General features: G+C 58.4%; 16 protein-coding genes. 7 read left to right on the plus strand and 9 right to left on the minus strand.

Features of this window, described 5'->3' with window-relative positions:
* Positions 1-18 precede the first annotated feature (18 nt).
* Genes WD071_RS14875 through mtnC form a run of 3 tightly spaced genes read left to right on the plus strand, consistent with a single transcriptional unit; the run spans position 19 to position 1,920 of the window.
* Complete coding sequence (locus tag WD071_RS14875; protein ID WP_368049180.1) at positions 19-666, plus strand: methylthioribulose 1-phosphate dehydratase; 648 nt, start codon at positions 19-21, stop codon at positions 664-666.
* Between the two features lie 13 nt (positions 667-679).
* Entirely contained in the window at positions 680-1,237 is a 558-nt protein-coding gene (locus WD071_RS14880; protein ID WP_368049181.1) for an acireductone dioxygenase, read from the plus strand.
* Positions 1,237-1,920 carry an acireductone synthase gene (mtnC, locus tag WD071_RS14885; RefSeq protein WP_368049182.1) on the plus strand — a complete coding sequence of 228 codons (684 nt, stop codon included), beginning with the start codon at positions 1,237-1,239 and terminating at the stop codon, positions 1,918-1,920. The genes WD071_RS14880 and mtnC overlap by 1 nt, the downstream gene beginning before the upstream one ends.
* Positions 1,921-1,975: 55 nt before the next feature.
* Here mtnC and WD071_RS14890 read toward each other — a convergent pair whose 3' ends face one another.
* The 9 genes from WD071_RS14890 to WD071_RS14930 form a co-directional block, all read right to left on the minus strand.
* Entirely contained in the window at positions 1,976-4,075 is a 2,100-nt protein-coding gene (locus WD071_RS14890; RefSeq protein WP_368049183.1) for an acetoacetate--CoA ligase, read from the minus strand.
* Positions 4,076-4,116: 41 nt separating this feature from the next.
* Positions 4,117-5,076, minus strand: a complete 960-nt coding sequence (locus tag WD071_RS14895) for a hydroxymethylglutaryl-CoA lyase (protein WP_368049184.1) — start codon at positions 5,074-5,076, stop codon at positions 4,117-4,119.
* On the minus strand, positions 5,066-6,922 hold the full coding sequence (locus WD071_RS14900) for a biotin carboxylase N-terminal domain-containing protein (RefSeq protein ID WP_368049185.1): 1,857 nt from the start codon (positions 6,920-6,922) through the stop codon (positions 5,066-5,068). Before WD071_RS14900 ends, WD071_RS14895 begins: the two co-directional genes overlap by 11 nt.
* Positions 6,919-7,755, minus strand: coding sequence for an enoyl-CoA hydratase-related protein (locus WD071_RS14905; protein ID WP_368049186.1), 837 nt, complete (start codon positions 7,753-7,755; stop codon positions 6,919-6,921). The genes WD071_RS14900 and WD071_RS14905 overlap by 4 nt, the downstream gene beginning before the upstream one ends.
* A gap of 24 nt (positions 7,756-7,779) precedes the next feature.
* Positions 7,780-9,381 (minus strand): carboxyl transferase domain-containing protein, encoded by a 1,602-nt coding sequence (locus WD071_RS14910; RefSeq protein ID WP_368049187.1) that lies wholly within the window; start codon positions 9,379-9,381, stop codon positions 7,780-7,782.
* Entirely contained in the window at positions 9,378-10,544 is a 1,167-nt protein-coding gene (locus WD071_RS14915) for an isovaleryl-CoA dehydrogenase (protein WP_368049188.1), read from the minus strand. Before WD071_RS14915 ends, WD071_RS14910 begins: the two co-directional genes overlap by 4 nt.
* A 115-nt stretch (positions 10,545-10,659) precedes the next feature.
* Positions 10,660-12,198, minus strand: a complete 1,539-nt coding sequence (locus WD071_RS14920; RefSeq protein WP_368049189.1) for a PAS domain-containing methyl-accepting chemotaxis protein — start codon at positions 12,196-12,198, stop codon at positions 10,660-10,662.
* A gap of 134 nt (positions 12,199-12,332) precedes the next feature.
* Positions 12,333-15,362 carry an EAL domain-containing protein gene (locus WD071_RS14925; protein WP_368049190.1) on the minus strand — a complete coding sequence of 1,010 codons (3,030 nt, stop codon included), beginning with the start codon at positions 15,360-15,362 and terminating at the stop codon, positions 12,333-12,335.
* Positions 15,363-15,471: 109 nt separating this feature from the next.
* The gene (locus tag WD071_RS14930) at positions 15,472-16,641 is read right to left on the minus strand and encodes an aspartate aminotransferase family protein (protein ID WP_368049191.1); all 1,170 of its coding nucleotides are present in this window, start codon (positions 16,639-16,641) and stop codon (positions 15,472-15,474) included.
* An 83-nt stretch (positions 16,642-16,724) separates the two neighbouring features.
* Here WD071_RS14930 and msrA point away from each other — a divergent pair, with 83 nt between their 5' ends.
* The 4 genes from msrA to WD071_RS14950 all read left to right on the plus strand — a co-directional run bounded on the left by msrA (position 16,725) and on the right by WD071_RS14950 (position 21,116).
* On the plus strand, positions 16,725-17,351 hold the full coding sequence (gene msrA / locus WD071_RS14935) for a peptide-methionine (S)-S-oxide reductase MsrA (RefSeq protein ID WP_368049192.1): 627 nt from the start codon (positions 16,725-16,727) through the stop codon (positions 17,349-17,351).
* 87 nt (positions 17,352-17,438) lie between these two features.
* Positions 17,439-18,548, plus strand: a complete 1,110-nt coding sequence (locus tag WD071_RS14940) for a cytochrome-c peroxidase (RefSeq protein ID WP_368049193.1) — start codon at positions 17,439-17,441, stop codon at positions 18,546-18,548.
* 96 nt (positions 18,549-18,644) lie between these two features.
* Positions 18,645-19,565 (plus strand): porin, encoded by a 921-nt coding sequence (locus WD071_RS14945; protein ID WP_368049194.1) that lies wholly within the window; start codon positions 18,645-18,647, stop codon positions 19,563-19,565.
* A 135-nt stretch (positions 19,566-19,700) separates the two neighbouring features.
* A complete protein-coding gene (locus WD071_RS14950; protein WP_368049195.1) occupies positions 19,701-21,116 on the plus strand; it encodes an MBL fold metallo-hydrolase RNA specificity domain-containing protein in 1,416 nt (471 codons plus the stop codon).
* The last annotated feature ends 104 nt before the right edge of the window (positions 21,117-21,220 follow it).

Below are 21,220 nucleotides of genomic sequence, written 5' to 3' on the forward strand. Positions count from 1 at the left end.
GGGCTATAATTGCGCGCCATGAACCCAGTGCCTGCCAACAATCCGGAAGAAGCCTATCAACAAGCCGTATCAGGTCTGATTGTTGCCGGGCAACGGCTCTGGCAGCAGGGGTGGTGTCCGGCCACCAGCAGTAATTTTTCCCGGCGTCTGGATGACAAAAGCTGTGCGATCACCGTGTCCGGGCGCGATAAAGGCAACCTGCAGCCGACCGATATCATGCGGGTGGATTTGTCCGGGCGGGCACTGGATGGCAAGAAACCCTCGGCAGAAACCTTGCTGCATACGCAGCTGTACTTGCGTGACCCTGATATAGGTGCGGTTTTGCACACGCATTCGGTGAAAGCAACGTTGGTGTCGATGGATGCCCCGGACACGCTGGAACTCAGCGGTCTGGAGCTGCTCAAAGCTTTTGCCGGTATTACCAGTCACCAGAGCACGCTGCGCATACCGGTGTTTGACAACACGCAGGACATCGCTGCGCTGGCGGTCGAGGTTGATAGCTGGATGAAGCAACATGGCACCGGACATGCATATCTGATTCGGGGTCATGGCCTCTACACCTGGGGCCGCGATTTACCGGAAACCCTGCGCCATCTTGAGGCACTTGAGTTTCTGCTGGACTGGTATTGGCACCACGGGCTGGCGGCACGCCTGCAACAGGATTGAACGAGGACAGAGTATGAGCGCGTTGAAGATTTTTTCGGATTCGGACCCGGCTACCGTGGAGTGGCAGGCAACCGAGCCGGTGAAAATTGCCGAGCAACTGGCCGGCGTCGGTATCCGGTTCGAGAAGTGGCAGGCTGCCGGGTCGGTCAAGGCCGGTGACAGCAGTGATCAGGTCATGGCCGCGTACCAGGCAGACATCGACAAACTGGTGGCGGAAGAAGGGTATCAGACCGTGGATGTGATCAGTCTTGACGCGTCCAACCCGGAGGTCGAAGCCAAGGTGCCGGAACTGCGCCAGAAGTTTCTCAGCGAACATCGTCACAGTGAAGATGAAGTACGCTTCTTTGTTGATGGTCAGGGTTTGTTCAGCCTGCATTTGCAGGACAAGGTGTACGAAGTGCTGTGCCAGAAGGGTGACCTGATTTCAGTACCGGCCAACACGCCACACTGGTTCGACATGGGTCCGAAACCGTCCTTCGTGGCGATCCGGTTCTTTAACAACACCGAAGGCTGGGTTGCCAATTACACCGGCAGCCCGATTGCTGAATCGTTTTCCCGTCTGGAGTCATAATGCAGCCGCTTGCCATTGTTACGGATATAGAAGGCACGACCAGTTCCATCCGCTTCGTTAAAGACGTCCTGTTTGTGTATGCCGAGCAGTTTCTGCCGGATTATATTCGCAAGCACAAGGAAGAACGCGACGTGGCACGTCAGCTGCGCAGCCTGAGTGAAAACACAGGCATTCCACAGAAGAACACCGAAGCGCTGATTGATCAGTTGCGCCTGTGGATGCACGAAGACAAGAAGGTCACAGAGCTCAAAGCCCTGCAGGGCATGGTGTGGGAGATGGGTTACATGCGCGGTGAATACCAGGCGCATGTGTATCCTGACGTACCGCCCAAGCTGCAGCAGTGGCTGGATGAAGGTATCAATCTGTACGTTTATTCGTCCGGTTCGGAGAAAGCACAACGCCTGTTTTTCCGGTACTCAAGTTGCGGCGATCTGCGGCTGATGTTTGCCGGTTATTTCGACACCAGCATCGGTGCAAAACAGGAGGTGCAGTCCTACGTCAACCTGGCCGAGCAGATCGCGTTGCCGCCCAAGGATATTCTGTTCCTGTCAGACATCGAGGCGGAACTGGACGCAGCAGCCGACGCCGGCATCAACACCACCTGGGTGGTACGACCGCAGGAAGGCACCGTAGCATCCAAAAAATCGAAGCACCGCATCGTCAGCAGCTTCGCTGAGCTGTAAAAGAATGGGGACGTAAAAGAATGGGGACGGAGGGAATACTTTTTGATCATTTTGATCAAAAAGTATTCCCTCCGTCCCCTTTCTTTTCCCCCCCAAACTCCAGCAACGCTTCAGGGTTGGCAAGCGCATCCTTGTTGTTTACCGGTCTGCCGTGCAGGGTTTCGCGCACGGCGATCTCGGCGATTTTGCCGCTCAGGGTGCGGGGGATGTCATTGACCTGGCGGATGACGGCGGGCACGTGGCGGGGTGAGGCGCCGTTGCGGATGCTGAGTTTGATATCGCCGATCAGTTGTTCGTCCAGGGTGACGCCCGGCTGCAGGCGCACAAACAGTACAATGCGCACATCCTGATCCCATTCCTGGCCCACAGCCACACTTTCCAGTACCTGCGGCAACTGCTCAACCTGGCGGTAAATCTCTGCGGTGCCGATGCGCACACCACCGGGGTTAAGCACAGTGTCAGAGCGGCCGTAAATGACCCAGCCGCCGTGCGCGGTCTGCTCGGCATAATCACCATGGGTCCAGATATTGTCAAAGCGCGAAAAATAGGCGGCCTGATACTTTTTGTGATCCGGGTCGTGCCAGAATCCCGTGGGCATACTGGGGAAAGACTGCTGGCACACCAGTTCACCTTTCTCCTGAGCCACCGGTTTGCCAGCTTCATTGTAAACTTTTACATCCATGCCCAGGCCCGCGCACTGAATCTCGCCACGGCGTACCGGCAGTATCGGGCTGCCCAGCACAAAACATGAAATGATGTCGGTACCACCGGAAATGGATTGCAGACTGATGTCAGGTTTCACCTGCTGATAGACATAATCAAAACCCTCGGCACTCAGCGGAGAACCGGTGGAAAGCAGGGTGTGCATTTTTGACAGGTCATGTGAGTGCAGCGGTTTGACGCCGGCCTTTTCGGCGGCCGCCAGATACTTGGCCGAAGTGCCAAAAATGCTGACGCCGGTGTCGGCCGCCAGGTCAAACAGCACTGATGGGCGCGGGTGAAAAGGCGAACCGTCGTAGAGCACCAGCGTGGCGCCCGCGGCCAGGCCGCTGACCAGCCAGTTCCACATCATCCAGCCGCAAGTGGTGAAATAGAACAGTACATCGTCGCGCTGCAGATTCAGGTGCAGCTGATGTTCCTTGCGGTGCTGCAGCAGGGTGCCACCGGCGCTGTGCACGATGCACTTGGGTACACCGGTGGTGCCGGAGGAGTACATGATAAACAAGGGGTGCGAAAATGGCAGGGCGGCAAACGTGATGTCGGTAGCGGGCGAGCCAGCGACGGCGTCCTGCCAGTGGACTGTTTCGCAGTCCTGGGGCTCATGGCTGTTTTTGTGCTCATGGCTGTTTTTGCGCTCATGGCTGTTCTTGCGCTCATGGCTGTCCTGGCGCTCATGGCTGTTCTGGCGCTCAGGGCTGTTTCCGCGCTCAGGGCTGCCATAAAGCTCAGGCAACAATACCACGCACTGCAGGGATGGCAAACCGGCCATCAGTTTTTCCAGTACCGCCTGATGCGAATTTACGCGTCCGGCGTAGCAATGACTGGGCACGGCAAACAACATTTTGGGTTCAATCTGGGTGAACCGGTCCAATATGCCATTGACACCAAAGTCCGGCGAACACGAGGACCAGATGGCGCCTATTGACGCGCTGGCCAGCATGGCCACCACGGTTTCGATGCGGTTGGCAGCAAATCCGGCGACACGATCCCCGGCTTGCACACCTTGCGCCAGTAACCACTGTTGCAACAACGACACCTGTTCATACAACCCGGCATAACTCAGTGACTGCCGGTTATTGTGCTCATCACAGAAGATCAGCGCGGTTTTTTCATCACGAAAACGCAGCAGGTTGTCGGCATAATTCAGCGTGTGTTCGGGAAACCACTGATCCAGCCAGAACTGTCGGCCCGGCTTTAAGACTTTGGCCTGCGCCGGGGCATCCACCCTGATTTCGCAAAATGTCATGCAGGCCTGCCAGAACGCTTCACGGTTCTGCACGCTCCAGCGGTGCAGTGCGGCGTAACTGTCGAGCTGCACGCGCTGGGTCTTATTGACCCAACCGATAAAGTCGACCAGATGGCAGGCGCCCGGGGCGGTGCTCTTCAAACTGAAGCGGGCCTGGCTCATCGCGGTATTGTCATTGTTTGCAGACATGGCTGGCGGGTTCCGTTGCTGTTGTTTAATAATGGGGACGGTTATAGACCACGTGCCACCGGTAATCCTGCCAGCGCGACCTTGGATTGATTCTGGCGCCCCAGCTGACTGCAGATCCAGTGGCTGGTGTCGATCAGGCGCGACAGATCAACACCGGTGACCATGCCCAGGCCGTGCAGCAGGTAAATGACATCCTCGGTGGCCATGTTACCACTGGCGCCCTGCGCATAAGGGCAGCCACCCAGCCCGGCCACCGAGGCGTCAATGGTGTTCAGACCCAGTTGCAGACCCGCCACGATATTGGCCAGCGCCTGACCATAGGTGTCATGGAAATGCATGGCCAGTTGCCCGGCACTGGTTTCCTGCAGGCAGCGCGACAGGACCTCATGTACCTGTTGTGGCGTGCCCGTGCCGATGGTATCGCCGATGGATACTTCGTAGCAGCCCAGCGCCATCAGCTCGCGCACGGCCATGGCAACATCGTCTGCCGGCACCTCGCCCTGGTAGGGGCAACCCATGGCGCAGGAGACATATCCCCGTACCGGGATGCCGGCGTCCCTCGCAGCGGCACAAACCTCGGTAAAACGCTGAATACTTTCCCGTATGCTGCAGTTGATATTTTTCTGACTGAACAGTTCAGATGCAGCAGCAAACACGGCAACTTCGTCGGCGCCCGCCTGCACTGCGCGCTCAAAGCCCTGCATGTTCGGAGTCAGGGCACTGTAGCGCACGCCGGGCAGACGTGTAATCCCGGCGAATACCTCGGCAGAATCAGCCATCTGCGGAATCCATTTGGGCGACACAAAGCTGCCGGTCTCGATGCGCTGCAGGCCGGAGGCCGCCAGGCGATCAACCAGCCCCGCCTTGACCGCGGCGCTCAGCTGCGTGGTCTCATTCTGCAGCCCGTCGCGCGGGCCCATCTCCACAATGCTGACCGGGCGACCTTTCAGTTCTGACATCTTCACCGTGGCTGCTTCTCCGCTGCGTTTATCACTTGGCATAACCGGTTTTTTCCTCATCACTGCCGAACTCCATCAACAACTGGTCCGGCTGAACCATCTCATCGGCCTGGCAGTGCACCAGCCTGATGCTGACATCGGCGCTGGCCCGCAGCGTGTGTTCCATTTTCATCGCCTCCATCACCAGCAAAGGCTGGCCGGCGGTAATGTCATCGCCAGCGCTGACAAACACCTTGATAACACGCCCGGGCAGGGGGGCCTTTAATGCCTGCTGCGCCTGTCCCTGCGCGCCGCCCGCAGCCAGGGTATCGATGTTGTTGGCTGCAGACGCCATTGTGCCCGCGTACAGGGGCCGCAGATGATACTGCTGGCTGAACACATGGCGCTGGCCCTGGCTCTGTCGCCAGCCTGCCAGCCCTGCCCATTTATCAGTCCGGGCATCAGCGTCAGGCCTGTCGTGGCGCGTGCTCTGACGGCGCAGCAGTGCCAGCGCGATGCTGTCCTCATGCTGCGCCAGGAACCCGGTGTGCAGATCTGCCTGACGAAAAGCGGCGGTATCCAGCACCGCGCCCAGGAACGCAGCATTGTGACTGATGCCGTCAATGCGCAGGCATGCCAGTGCCTGCGACAGTTTTTCCACGGCTTCAGCGCGGCTGGGTGCCCAGGCAATCAGCTTGCCCAGCATGCTGTCATAGAACACGCTGATGCGATCGCCGCTGCGAAAGCCGGCGTCTACCCGCAATCCGCTCGTCTGTTGCCGGTCATCCTGAATACCAGCACCCGGGGGCCAGTCCAGACGAGTGATCAATCCGGTGGAGGGCAAAAAATCCGGGGCACCTGATTCGGCGTTGATGCGTGCTTCGATGGCCCAGCCCCGCCGTGGCACATCGGCCTGGGCCTGGGTCAGGGTCTGTGTCTGGGTCAGAGGCAGTTTATCGCCACTGGCCACACGCAGTTGCCACTCCACCAGATCCAGGCCGGTAATGGCCTCGGTCACCGGGTGCTCCACCTGCAGGCGGGTGTTCATTTCCAGAAAATAAAACTCGCCGTTCTGGTACAAAAATTCTACTGTGCCGGCACCTGAATAACCAATGCTGGTGGCTGCGCGCACAGCCGCGGCGCCCATGGCCGCGCGCGTGTTTTCATCCAGGCCGGGGGCAGGGGCCTCTTCAATCAGTTTCTGATGACGACGCTGCACCGAACAATCGCGCTCATGCAGGTGAATGCAGTTGCCATGGTCATCAGCGAATACCTGAATCTCAACGTGGCGGGCCTGGGTCAGGTACTTTTCCAGCAATACCCGGTCATCACCAAAGGCCGCCTTTGCTTCACGTTGCACGGCCGCCAGTGCTTCATCAAATTCTTCGTCCGCATTGACCACACGCAGGCCACGGCCACCACCGCCGGACACGGCCTTGAGCAGCACCGGATAACCGGCCTGTGCGGCGGCGCGACGCAACACCTCAACAGCCTGATCGTCGCCATGATAGCCCGGCAACATGGGCACACCGGCCTCGGCCATCAACTGTTTGGCGCGCGACTTGGAACCCATGGCGGCGATGGCATCCGCCGACGGGCCCACAAAACGTATACCGGCCGCTGTGACGGCGCGGGCAAAGTCGCTGTTCTCGGACAAAAAACCGTAACCCGGATGGATGGCATCGGCGCCCCATTGCTCAGCAATCGCCAGAATCTGCTGCTGATCCAGATAACTGTCGCTGGCAGCATTGCCGCTCAGGGCGAAGGCGTGGTCGGCGAGCAGGATATGCAGGGCATTGCGATCAACCGGTGAATAGACCGTGGCACATTCGATACCCAGGCGCTGCGCGGTGCGCAGAATGCGACAGGCAATTTCGCCACGGTTGACGACTAACAGGCGTGACATCATGGTTTCGATTTTCCTGCGTCTGGGGACGGGTCATCAAGCCAGGGCGCGGCCTTTTTGTCGAGAAAGGCCTGCAGTCCGCCCTGGGCTTCAGCGCCGGTGCGCACGCGGGCAATCAGCGCCGCCGTGTAGTCGGTGATCTCGCGCGACGCGGGTACGGGCACAAGATAGTTGATCAGGTTCTTGGTGGTGGTCATGGCGCGCGGTGCGTTGTTCAGCAATTGCATGGCAGTATCCATGACCTCGTTCATCAGGGACCCGGCGGGCACACAGCGGTGCACCAGCCCCGCGTGCATGGCAGCGTCGGCAGCAAAGACTTCGGCGGTCAAAAAATATCGCCGTGCCTGATGCGCGCCAATTCTTGCCACCACGTAAGGGCTGATTACTGCAGGCACCAGGCCGAGGCGTACTTCGCTGACGCAAAAGCGGGTATCATCGGCCGCAATCACAATATCCGAACAGGCCGCCAGGCCCGTGGCACCTGCAAATACATTACCATGCAGGGCAGCGATAACCGGTTTGGGGAACTGGTGCAGCGCCTGCAGCATGGCGGCAAACCGGCAGGCATCATCGACATTCTCTTCGTGGCTGAACTCCACCATCGATTTCATGTAGTTCAGATCGGCGCCGGAACAGAAGCTTTTGCCGCGTCCGGCCAGCACCAGCACCTGTGTTTTGTCATCTTTCGCCAGCGTGCCCAGGGTGTCATGCAATTCGGCAATCAGGGCCTGTGTCATGGCGTTGTGTTTGTGCGGACGGTTTAGCCACAAGACGGTCACACCCGCATGCGGGCGGCTGATTTCCAGTGGCGTGGTGGTGTCAGCGTTGGTAGTCATAAGCATCCTTTATTCTTTTTTTGATTACATCCGGAATATGCCAAATTGTGTGTCCAGCCGGGGCGCGTGTCGTGCTGCGAACAACGACAGGCCGAGCACGGTGCGCGTATCCGTAGGCGCAATGACGCCGTCATCCCATAGCCGGGCACTGGCGTAGTAGGGATGCCCTTCGTGTTCGTACTTTTCCTCAACAGGTGTCTTGAACTGCTGCTCTTCCTCTGCTGTCCATGACTGGCCCTTGGCGGCCAGGGTTTCGGCCCTGATCTGTGCCAGCACGCCGGCTGCCTGCGCACCGCCCATCACCGATATGCGTGCGTTAGGCCAGGTCCACAGGAAGCGCGGGTCATAGGCCCGGCCGCACATGCCGTAGTTGCCGGCGCCAAAACTGCCACCAATCAGCACGGTGATTTTTGGTACGTTGGCAGTGGCCACTGCATTAACCAACTTGGCACCGTTCTTGGCGATACCTTCGTGCTCGTACTTTTTGCCTACCATAAAACCGGTGATGTTCTGCAAAAATACCAGTGGAATATTGCGCTGACAACACAGCTGAATAAAGTGGCTGCCTTTCAGGGCACTTTCGGAGAACAGAATGCCGTTGTTGGCGATAATACCAACGCTTTGTCCCAGAATGTCAGCAAAGCCGCAGACAAGCGTCGCGCCGTACAGAGGTTTGAATTCATCAAACACCGACGCATCCACAATGCGGGCAATGACTTCGCGCACATCATAGGGCTGGCGCACATCGGCAGGCACAATGCCCAGCAATTCATCGCTGTCAAACAGGGGCGGGGCGGCGTTCAGATTCAGCGTCTGCGTCGGCCGGTTCAGGCGCGCAATGCTGCGCCGGATCAATGCCAGGGCGTGCATGTCATTGTCAGCAAGCTGGTCGGCGACACCGGAAATCTGGCTGTGTACATGACCGCCACCCAGTTCTTCGGCGCTGACGACTTCACCGGTGGCGGCTTTCACCAGTGGTGGCCCGCCAAGAAAAATGGTGCCCTGTTCACGCACGATGATCGATTCATCAGCCATCGCGGGCACATAGGCACCACCGGCGGTGCACGAACCCATGACAGCAGCTATTTGTGGGATACCTGCCGCCGACATGCGTGCCTGGTTAAAGAATATTCGGCCAAAATTTTCGCGGTCCGGAAAAACCTCGGCCTGGTGGGGCAGGTTGGCGCCGCCGGAGTCCACCAGATAAATGCAAGGCAGGTGATTCTCGGCGGCGATCTGCTGCGCGCGCAAATGTTTTTTTACCGTCAGGGGATAATAGGTGCCGCCCTTGACCGTGGCATCGTTGGCAACGATCACGCAGCACTGGCCAGAGACCATGCCCAGGCCGCTGATCAGACCCGCGCCCGGAATATCATCGTCATAAACCTGATAGGCCGCCAACGCAGAAAGCTCCAGAAACGGTGAGCCGGTGTCCAGCAGAGCCTCAATGCGTTCACGTGGCAGCAGTTTGCCACGCTGCTGATGGCGCTGGCGGGAGCGCTCGTCGCCGCCCAGCGCCAGTGTTGCCGTCAGCGCCTGCAGCTCATCGCGCAGCGCGGCGTGATGCTGGTAGTTGTGCGCAAAGGCCTCGCTCTGGGGGCTGATGGCGGAAGTTAACCGGCTCACGGGCAGGTCTCCCGGAACAGTTCGCGGCCAATCAGCATGCGGCGGATTTCCTGGGTGCCGGCGCCGATTTCGTACAGCTTGGCATCGCGCAGCAGGCGGCCGGTGGGGTAGTCATTGATATAACCATTGCCACCCAGAATCTGTATCGCTTCCAGCGCCAGTTGTGTGGCCTTGTCGGAGCTGAACAGAATCGCCCCGGCAGCATCCTTGCGCGTGGTTTCACCACGGTCGCAGGCCCGCGCCACTGCGTAGACATAGGCCCGCGCCGCGTTCAGGTTGGTGTACATATCGGCGACTTTGCCCTGGATAAACTGGAAGTTACCGATGGCTTCACCAAACTGTTTGCGGTCGTGAATATAAGGCAGCACAGCGTCCACACAGGCCTGCATGATACCCAGCGGGCCGCCGGAGAGCACCACGCGCTCGTAGTCCAGACCACTCATCAGTACGCGCACACCGCCGTTTTCCGCGCCCAGAATATTGTCTGCGGGCACCTCGCAATCCTGAAACACCAGCTCACAGGTATTGGAGCCGCGCATGCCGAGTTTGTCCAGTTTGGGCGAGCGGCTGAAACCGGGGAAATCACGTTCCACCAGGAAGGCGGTAATGCCGTGGGCGCCGGCATCCGCATCGGTACGGGCATAGATCACATAGACATGCGCATCAGGGCCGTTGGTGATCCACATCTTGCTGCCATTGAGCACATACACATCGCCCTGTTTGCGTGCGCTCAGCTTCATGCTCACCACATCAGAACCGGCATTGTGCTCGCTCATGGCCAGAGCGCCCACATGCTCGCCGCTGATCAGGCCGGGCAGGTAGCGCTGCTTTTGTGCCTCATTGCCATTGCGATAGATCTGATTGACACACAGGTTGGAGTGCGCACCGTAGCTGAGACCGACACTGGCCGAGGCGCGGCTGATTTCTTCGGCCGCAATCACATGGGCCAGATAACCCAGGCCGGATCCACCGTACTCTTCCGACACGGTGATACCCAGCAAACCCAGGTCGCCCATTTTACGCCAGAGCTCGGCGGGGAAGTCATTGCTCTGGTCGATGTCGGCGGCGCGCGGGGCGATTTCTCTGGCGGCAAACTGTTGAATCTGCTGCTGCAGCATCGACAGGGTTTCATCCAGGTCAAAGTTCAGTTGCGGGTAATGCATGGTCTCGGTCTCTTGTTATTCTGTAGAGGTAATCAACAGACCGATTCTAAACCAAAAGTGAATGGATTCACATCATGCGGGGCGCGAGGGTCACCGGGCAGTGCCGGTGGCCCGTTCAGGCGCTGAACTGCTTGACCATTTCGCGCATGGCGGCGATGTCTTTGGCGAGGCGGGTGCTGCTGTCAGCGTTGCTGCGCGAGGCCTCGCTGGTTTTTTCTGATTGCCCCTGAATATTGACGATATTGCGATTGACCTCTTCCGCTACCGCGCTCTGCTCTTCCACGGCCGTGGCTACCTGGAAGGTCATGTTACGAATATCAGATACCGCCTTGCTGATGGAGGTGTAGGACTGCCCGGCCTGCCGGTTGTAACTGACACATTCCTGGGCTTTGCTCTGGGCGTCGGTAATGCTGTCAACGCAGCTGCCGGTGCTGTTCTGGATACGGGAAATGATGTCCTTGATCTCCACCGTGGAGTTCTGCGTGCGTTGCGCCAGCGTACGCACCTCATCGGCAACCACGGCAAAGCCCCGGCCCTGTTCGCCAGCGCGCGCCGCTTCAATGGCCGCGTTCAGGGCCAGCAGATTGGTCTGTTCGGCAATGGCATTGATGACTTCGATGACCGAGCCGATGGCCTTGCTGTCGGTGCCCAGGCCATTGATAAGCTGGGTAATATCATCAATGTTTTCCGCCAGCTGGGTGGTGGCCGACAAACTTTCTTCAATGGAGTGATGACCCTGTTCCACGGAATTGTCAGCCTCTTCGGCTGCGGTTGAGGTGCGCGCCGTGTTACTGGCCACTTCCACGATGGCGCTGGACATCTCGGTGACAGCTGACGACACCGAGGCCAGTTCGTGCTGCTGCTGGTTGATGGCCTGATCCGTGGTGTGCACAGAATCTGTGGCCTGCTTGGCCAGCACGGTCAACCGGTTGGCGGCTTCATCAATGCGTTTGAGAATGGTCTCTGCCTGGGATTTGCGGTATTTCAGGGCCAGCTCAATGCTGCCCAGTTCGTCCTTGCGACCGGTATAGACAGCGCGGGCCAGATCGTCCTCGCCAACGCTGGCACAGCTTTTCAGCAGCGGGTTCATCTGCGCCAGTTTCAGGGCGCAGCCGCCGATACCGGCAGCCGCCGCCAGCAGTGCCAGCCCCATGGCCAGCGGGCCGGACAACAGGCTCAGCGCGGCAATCACCGCAATGGCGCTGCCGGCCTGTATCATCAACAAGGACTGCCGCCAGGACAACAGGGAAGTCATGCGTAAAGAGGCGCCGGTGCGCATTTTTTTGTACAACGACTCGGCATTGTCGACATGCGTTTCGTCCGGCCGCACCCGCACCGACTGATACCCGATGACCTTGCCGTTCTCCAGCACCGGCGTGACATAGGCGTCCACCCAATAGTAATCACCGTTTTTGCACCGGTTCTTCACCATGCCCATCCAGGGCCGGCCCGCCTGGATGTTTGTCCACAAGGCTTTGAAGGCATCTTTGGGCATATCCGGGTGACGCACAATGTTGTGCGTGGCGCCCATCAGTTCCTGCTCGGTGAAGCCTGAGATCTTGACAAATTCCGGATTTGCGTACTTGATTCGGCTCTTCAGGTCGGTGGTGGAAACCAGTTTTTCGGATGCGGAAAATTGTATGCGCTGCGCCATTGCCGGGGGTCTCTTGCGTGTCTGGGCTTGTTTGTCTGGGGAGTCTAACCAGTTAGCGGCGGCCGCGCGCTCAACTTGAGCTTGGCACTGGGCGTCAGGGCAGGGTGTCAGGGCAAGGTGTCAGGGCAGGGCAATCAGGCCGCACCACCCGATGGCAGGCCTGCCTGAAGATACCAGGCAATAAAGTCGTCCGAGCTGCAGGGGCGATGATAATAAAAGCCCTGAATCTGGTCACACTTGTGCTCGCGCAAAAACGCCAGTTGCCGGGCCGTTTCCACACCTTCGGCCACCACGGTCAGGCCCAGTGTTTTGCCCATGGAAATAATGGCCTTGCTGATAGCCTGATCTTCCTTGCTTTGACCCAGGTCACGGATGAATGCGCGGTCGATTTTTAACGTGTCGATAGGGTAGTGACGCAGCTGGCCCAGCGACGAATAACCGGTACCAAAATCATCAATGGCAAAACGTACGCCCATGTCCTTGATGGTGCGCATCAGTTCAATGGCCCGCTCCGGATTCTGCACCACCAGGCTTTCGGTGATTTCCAGCTCCAGCATATTGGCGGCGAAACCGGTGCGTGCGATCACGTCTTTGATATGCTGATGCAGGTCCGGGTGATTAAACTGCCGGGTGGACAGGTTGACGGCCAGGGTCAGCGCGGGCAGGCCTCTTGCCTGCCAGGCCACCAATTGCTGGCAGGCGGTTTCCATAACCCATTCACCAATCGGAATGATCAGGCCATTATCCTCGGCAATCGGGATGAACTGCACCGGTGAAATTTCGCCAAGCTCCGGATGGTTCCAGCGCAGCAGCGCCTCCACACCCACCACCTGATTACTGCTCAGTGTCATTTTGGCCTGGTAATGCAGCGTCAGCTCGCCGCGCTCCAGCGCGTGTCGCAGCTGCAACGACAGTCCGGCCCGTTCCTGCGTATGCTGGTGCAGGTCGGCTGAAAACACCCGGTAACTGTTGCGACCATCGTCCTTGGCGGCATACATCGCGGTGTCGGCGTGTTTCATCAGGCTTTCTTCATCATCGGCGTCGGTGCCGAACAGGCTGATGCCGATGCTGCCACTGACGACGAATTCGTGCTCGTCCAGCGCAATCGGCTGTTTAAACATGGTCAGAATATTCTGCGCAATTTGACCGGCCTGTTGTTTGTCAGCGACCCGGTGCAACAGCACAACAAATTCGTCACCGCCCAATCGTGCCACGATATCACTGTCGCGCAACGGTTTGCGCAGGCGCTGGGCGACCTCGGTCAGCAAGGTGTCGCCGGCATGGTGACCGTAGGTGTCATTGATGGTTTTAAAGCGGTCCAGGTCGATGAACATCACCGCAAAGCGTTGATCTTTATAGCGGCTGGCGGTGCGAATGGCCTGGCGCAGCAGTTCACTGAACATCACCCGGTTGGGCAGTCCGGTCAGTGTGTCATGGGTGGCCAGGTGCTCGATGTGATTGGCGATGCGTTTTTTCTCGGTGATGTCGCGCGAGATGCCGCGATAGCCAGCAAACACGCCATTGCTGTCGACAATGGGTTCACCCGCCAGAGAGAAATGGTAGCGGGTGCCTGTATCGTTAGTGAACGTCAGTTCAAGGTCTTTGAAGGGCTGCTCTTTTTTCATCAGGCGCCGAATCTGACGCCAGTTGTGCGAGTCGGGCCGCGCCCCGGGAACTTCCCACAGATGCTTGCCCAGCAGCGTTGCCACGGCTTTTTTGTTGCTGTTGCCAAGGACACGCCCTTCATATTTGGTGAAGCACAGATTGGCATCCTGCTCCCAGTAAAAATCCGAGGTCAGGTTGGTCAGGCTGCGAAAGCGCGCCTCACTTTCCCGAATCAGCGCCGCCGCCAGGGCCTGCTCCTCGGCGTTGGCAAAGTTGTCCAGAGCAAAGGAAATATTGTCGGCCATGCTTTGCATAACGGCCTGGGTTTCACTGTCAAAGGCATCCTTGACCCTGCTGTAGAACAGCATCACAGCGACTACCTGTTTACGCTGGTACAGCGGAAAGGCGGCGGCGCTGGCCAGGTTCTGAGCTTTCAATTGTTCACGCCAGGGCAGGGCGCGTTCGTCATTCATGTAGTCGTTGCTGATCATGGCAGTGCCATCGCGCAGCGCGCTGCCGGCCAGGCCCCGGCCCAGCGGTGAACTGGACTGTGTGCTTATCTGCAAGGGGCCGGTCTCAAAGGACTCATCACCCATCATCGCCACGCCGCGGAAGTCGCCACTGGTGTCCGGCGTGACAATCATGGTCATGGCAAACAGGGCTTCGTTCACCGCCGCCTTGCACACGTTTTTGTACAGAGCATTGACGCTGTCAGCGCGGATGACGGCTTCATTGATGCGGCTGAGGGTGGAGAATATGTGTTGCAGATGCAGCGTGCGCGTCTCTGCGTTTTTGCGATCGGAGATGTCACGGCTGACACCGATAATGATCCAGCGCCCGTTCAGACATGTGGCGCGGCTGTAAACCTCAATGATGGCCGGTTTGTTGTCCTTGAGAGTGACACGTCGTTCTATCCGGCTGCTGCCACCCTGATTGATCAGGCGATCGTAACGTTCGATCAATTCTTCCGCGGTGAACCCCAGAGCTTCCGAAGGGCCCATGGCCAGCAACTCCTCGCGGGTAAAACCATAGGCGCGGGCAGCCGTGTCGTTGACGTCCAGGAAGTTCAGCGTTTCGCGATCCACCAGATAAATCATGTCCATGGACATATCCATGGCCGCGCGAAAACGCAGCAGGCTGGCTTCGCTTTTGTGTTCGTGGCTCATGTCTATCGCCACGCATTCATACCCGAGGAAATTCTGCTGCTCGTCAAACTGGGGCACACCGCTGACCTGCAGGTAGTAGTTCTGGGTGCTGCCGCTGACACGACACTTGAGCTGGCGGAAGGCCTGCCGGTCACTGATACAGGCTTGATAGCGCTGCCAGTCGGCATCGGCTGAACTGTCCGCGGCGGCCAGGTCAGCCAGTTTTTGCTGATAAAGCAGCTGCGCCGCAGCGGTAGTCTGATCGCTGTAGCTGCTGATGCTGATGCATACGCCGTGCTCGTCTTCCTGCCAGCTTAAGTCGGCACACAGGGCCACCACCTGCTGCAACGAGGCCGGCGGGGTTTTGCGCAGGTCGGACTCTCCCAGGCGGGTGAGGAAATCTGTGGGTTGCATAGTCTCCCAACTACGGTTGGCCGTGATCGAGTCCGGCACATTATTTTTATCTTTATAACAATTTGTTACAAATAGAAAACAGTTATCTCAAAATAGCCCAAAATCAGGCTCAGGACAAGTCCGCGCAGGCCTCGGCCAGCAAAGCCAGGCCTTCGTCGACCTCTTCAGCGCTGATATTCAGCGGAGGTAATAGCCGTATCGAGTTGCCACCGGCCTTGACCGCCAGCAGCCTGTGTTTCGCCATGGCTTTGAGCAGATCAGCGTTGCTGCAGGCGCAACGCAAACCCAGCATCAGCCCCAGCCCGGTGTGACCGGCCAATACCGTGGGGTAACGCGCCGTCAATTCATCAACGCCAGCCCGCAATTGTGTCGCCCGTTCGTTTACGCGGGTCAGGAAACCCGGCCCGGTCAGCACATCCAGTACCGCATTACCCACAGCGGTCGCCAGCGGGTTGCCGCCAAAGGTGCTGCCATGGGTACCGGCGGTCATGACTTCAGCCACATGTTCCCGGGACAGGCAGGCACCAATCGGAAAACCACCGCCCAGGCCTTTGGCCGAGGCCAGCAGATCGGGTTCCACGCCCAGGGCTTCATGCGCAAACAGGTGGCCGGTGCGGCCTATGCCGGATTGTACTTCGTCAAACATTAATAAAATGCCGTGCTGGTCACAGATCTGGCGAACAGCCTGCAAATATTCCACCGGCACTGTGCGGATACCGCCTTCGCCCTGCACCGGCTCCAGAATGATGCCGGCGGTGTTGTCGGTAATGGCCGCGCGCAGTGCGTTCAGGTCACCAAAGGGCACCTGATCAAAGCCTGCATCACCGACCAGGAAGCCCTCTATATGAACCGGGTTCAGACAGGCGGCCACCGGCGCCAGGGTGCGGCCGTGGAAGGACTGGGTCAGTGAAATGATGCGCACCCGTTGTTTGCGGCCGTGGTGGTAGTGATAACGTCGCATCATCTTGAAACCGCATTCCACCGCCTCGGTCCCCGAATTGGCAAAAAACACGCGATCGGCAAAGCTCAGCTCAACCAGGCGTTTGGCCAGTCTTTCGGTGGGCTCAATGCTGAACAGGTTGGAGGTGTGCCACAGGGTATCGGCCTGCTTTTTTAACGCCGCGATCAGGTGTGGGTGGCAATGGCCCAGGCAATTCACCGCGATGCCCATGGTGAAGTCCACGTAACGTTCATTGTCGGCGGTGTAAAGATAGACGCCCTGGCCGCGTGCGAATTGCAGTTCCGGGTGGCCGTAGTTGGCCATAAGTGCTGAGCTCATTGATTATTCCTGGCGTTGGTGGAAGCGGTGATATGTTATTCTAGCAGGGTGTTTCTTTGAATATATCGGATTGGGAGTATTTTATGTTGTTTCTGGACAAGACCAAAGTGCCGACCGCAGATCAGGCCCTGCCCGGGCGTGACACACCGATCCGTATAAGCGGCGAACATTTTGTCAACGGCAACCCCATGATGCCGCCGTTGCCCGCCGGGCTGGAGGAAGCCGTATTCGGCCTGGGTTGTTTCTGGGGCGCGGAACGGGTGTTCTGGAAACTGCCCGGGGTCTTCAGCACGGCCGTGGGGTATGCCGGCGGTTTTACGCCGAACCCGACCTACGAAGAAGTGTGCAGTGGCGCCACCGGTCATACGGAGGTGGTGCGAGTGTATTTTGATCCGGATAAAGTGTCCTACGCGGCATTACTGAGGGAATTCTGGGCGTCGCACAACCCGACTCAGGGCATGCAGCAGGGCAATGATCGGGGCACGCAGTACCGCTCGGCGATTTACACGGTGTCAGGTGACCAGGCCCGGGAGGCGCAACAAAGTCGCGATGACGCCCAGTTGCGGCTTGAAGAGGCGGGACTGGACACGATCACTACAGAAATCTGTCCGTTGGCCGAATTCTATTACGCCGAGGAATATCATCAGCAGTATCTGGCAAAGAATCCGCAGGGGTATTGCGGGATACGGGGTCTGCCCTGCCTGATCTGATTGCAGAAATCATAAGCAAGAATGAGGCAGCACTGGCCAGACTGGCGTTCGCTGAATGCCCTCAAGCCTATTGATTTGGAGCCCAGCATGGGATTTGACATAAACAGCAAGCATAGTGCCAAGGCAACGACCACAGTGCAGCGCCTGGTGAGGGACGGTTTCATCGCCCTTGCTCTGACGTTGACCGTGGTCACACCCTCTGTGGGGCAGACTGCGGACGAACTGCGCGCCATGGCTCAGGCTCAACTGGGCGCTTTGGAGCCTGTGACTGAGAGGGAAGTGGCGTCACCTGCAGTCGATCTGGGCAGAAAATTATTCTGGGACAGTCGCCTGTCATCTGACGGCAATACGGCCTGTGCCAGTTGCCACTATCAGCAGGCCTGGGGCTCTGACAGCCGTCAACGGTCGATGACTGCCCGCGGTGAGCCTACAGGTATGCATTCCATGACCGTGTTCAATACCCAGGTGGCAGCGGCGGGCCTGCGCTGGTTTGGTGACCGTCCATCGGGCGCCGCGCAGGCGATAGGCTCCATCACGGGCTCCATGGGTTTTGAGTCTCGAGAGGACATCTTGCCGGTCATGGCAGAGCATGGTTATGAAGAAGGGTTTCAACAAGCCTTCCCTGACGATTCAGATTATTTTTCAGTAGATAATTACGGAGAAGCACTGGAAGCCTATCAGCGTGCTTTGCGCACGCCTGCGCCCTTTGACGCATGGTTGAACGGTGATGACAGTGCAATGTCCGACAAGCAAAGCCAGGGGCTGCGGCGCTTTCTCACCCTGGGCTGCGGCAGTTGTCATAACGGGGTGTTGCTGGGCGGGGGCTCCCTGCAGCGGTTCGGCACGCTCGCGGACTACTGGGAGCATACAGGCGTGCAGGATCCGCATCCTGGCCTGATGGCATCAACGGGCAGAGAGGAGGATCGCTATCGCTTCCGCGTGCCTTCCTTGCGCAACGTGGCGAAAACGCCTCCCTATTTCCATGATGGCTCGGTAGATCAGCTGGAATCGGCCGTGAACATCATGGCAACCATCCAATTGGGACAAACCCTGGATGATGAATCTCTGGATGAGCTGGGAGCTTTTCTGGAAGCGCTCACGGGCGATATTCCGGCATATTTTTCTCCCCCCGAGGGAGTTCCTTTTGAATTGCCCGAAGGTGTTAAGCAGGCGCCATTTGGACGGAGCGGTGGTTAAAACGGAAGCTGAATGTCATACATGTGACATTTATTTTTCAATTTTGTGACATTGCCGTACAATACGCGCTTTTTCCGGGACCAGGAGAACTGCCCCATGCCCCGACTCCGTGTCATATCGATTGCCGCACTGCCGGTTATGTCATTGCTGTCCAGCACCACACTGGCGCAAATTGATCCACCACAGTTCTACGGCCGCATCAACGCAAACATTCAACAGGACCGATACGACGATGAGAGTAACACGTCGCTGGTTACCAACAATTCGCGCATCGGTGTACGGGGCGGCGAATCGATAGGCGAGGGTTATGAAGCGGTCTATCAGCTGGAGTACAAGGTGTCTCCGGAAGACGAGTCCACATTTTCCCAACGCAACAGCTTTATCGGTGTGCGCAGTGACTGGGGCATGGTCTCGGCAGGTTATTTCGATACGCCTTTTAAACGTGCTCAGGGCGATGTAGACGTGTTTAATGACCTGGTCGGGGATATCACCCAGGCCCTGACAGTGCATGAGCGGCGCGAGTCGAATTCCATCATGTATACAAGCCCCGATAGCTGGGGGCCGCTTACGAGCCACGTGGCCTATATCGCGCATGATGATCGCAGCCGCTCCGATGGCGTGTCAGCGATGCTGGCCTACGAAAACAATAACCTGTATACCGCGATTGCGGTCAACAGTAATGTACAACAGGACGACGAAGAGGCCGTGCGCGCAGTAGCGGTCTACACCCTCGGACGATGGCAGTTTGGCGCCCTGGCGGAAACCTCCGATCGGGTACAGACCGGCAGCAACAGCGGCTGGTTGCTCTCCACCACCTACCGTCTGGATGAGAACTGGACGCTAAAGGCGCAGGGCGGCCAATCGGATATTCGTTTTCAGGACGGGGAATCCTACGATATCGGTGCCGACTATCGGATCAACAGCCGCTTCACACTGTTCGGGTTCCTGACACAAAACCGGGGCGAGGCGATTGGCATCCGACGCTACGGTGGATTGGGGGCAACGCTGAACTTTTGAGAAAAAGAATGGGAAAAAGAATGGGAAAAAGAATGGGGACGGAGGAGATTCTTTCGCGGGCGAAAGAATCTCCTCCGTCCCCATTCTTTTTCCCCTCCGTCCCCATTCTTTTTTCTTTTCGTCTAAGCTTAGGATATGAGGCAATATCCTGAGTTTGAGCACCATGGCGCCGTCACGGGCGTAACCGGCAGCTGTCACCGCTATCTGGCGGCGCCTGATCTGCATTTTCTGGTCGATTGCGGGCTGTTTCAGGGGCGTGATGCGCAGGGCGATGCGTTGACGCAGCATCAGATCGAGTTTGATATCTCGGCGGTGCGGGCGCTGCTGGTCACGCATGTGCACATTGACCACATCGGGCGGCTGCCGTATCTGCTGGCGGCTGGTTTCACCGGACCGATTTATTGCAGTGAGCCATCGGCGCGATTGTTGCCGCTGGTGATTGAAGACGCATTAAAAGTCGGGTTCACGGGCGATGCGGCGTTAATTCAGCGCTTTCTCGACACGGTGGGCCAGCAACTGGCGCCACTGCCGTATCAGCAGTGGCGCAGCATCGCCGATACGCCCGATGTTGAGGTTGCCATGCGCCTGCAACGTGCCGGGCACATCCTGGGCTCTGCCTACATCGAGCTGGAAACGCACTACAAAACTGACGGCCGGCGTCATCGCACGGTTTATTCAGGCGACCTCGGTGCACCGCATGCGCCGCTGCTGCCGGCACCCGAGCCTCCCGAACGCGCTGATACCCTGGTCATTGAAAGCACCTACGGCAACCGCCTGCACGAGAACCGTGAAACCCGTCGCCAGCGTCTGAAGGATGTGCTTGGCCATGCATTGCAGAACCGGGGCACGGTGATGATTCCGGCGTTCAGCATCGGCCGCACCCAGGAGTTGTTGTATGAGCTGGAGAGTCTGGTTCACGAAGGCAAACAGGCTGGGGATGCGGACTGGGCGGACCTGCAGGTCATTGTCGATTCACCGCTGGCGGCCAGGTTTACCGCTGTGTACCGCGAGCTCAAACCGTTCTGGGATGCCGAAGCGCTGGGGCGGGTGCATGCCGGGCGTCATCCGCTGGATTTTGATGGCCTGTACACGGTCGACTCGCATGAAGAACACCTGCAGACCGTTGCCTACCTCGCCAAAACCCGCCAGCCCGCCGTGGTCATTGCTGCTAGCGGCATGGCGGCGGGCGGGCGTATCGTCAACTACCTGAAAGCCATGTTGCCCGACCCAGTGCACGATGTGTTGTTTGTGGGGTATCAGGCCAGCGGCACCCTGGGCCGGCAACTGCAGCGCCTGTCACCCGGCCCGGATGCCGTGGTCAGCATCGATGGCGAGCAGGTCGCCGTGCGCTGTCCGATCACCAGCATTGGTGGTTACAGCGCGCATGCCGATCAGCAGGATCTGCTCGACTTTGTGTCTGGCATGCAGCAGTGGCCGGAGCAGATTCGTATTGTGCACGGGGAGCGCAGGGCGCGGGAGACCTTGCGTGACGAGTTTGCGGCGCTGGCTGCAAAGGCGGGTGCGGCTGTGGAGATTGTGTTACCGGCGTAAAGCGGAAAAAGAATGGGGACGGAGGCAATACTTTTGCGAGCAAAAGTATTGCCTCCGTCCCCATTCTTTTTCCCGCCCCCATTCTTTCCTTCCGGGTGTACGCT

It is taken from the genome of Pseudohongiella sp. (assembly GCF_040877505.1).
Lineage (GTDB): Bacteria > Pseudomonadota > Gammaproteobacteria > Pseudomonadales > Pseudohongiellaceae > Pseudohongiella.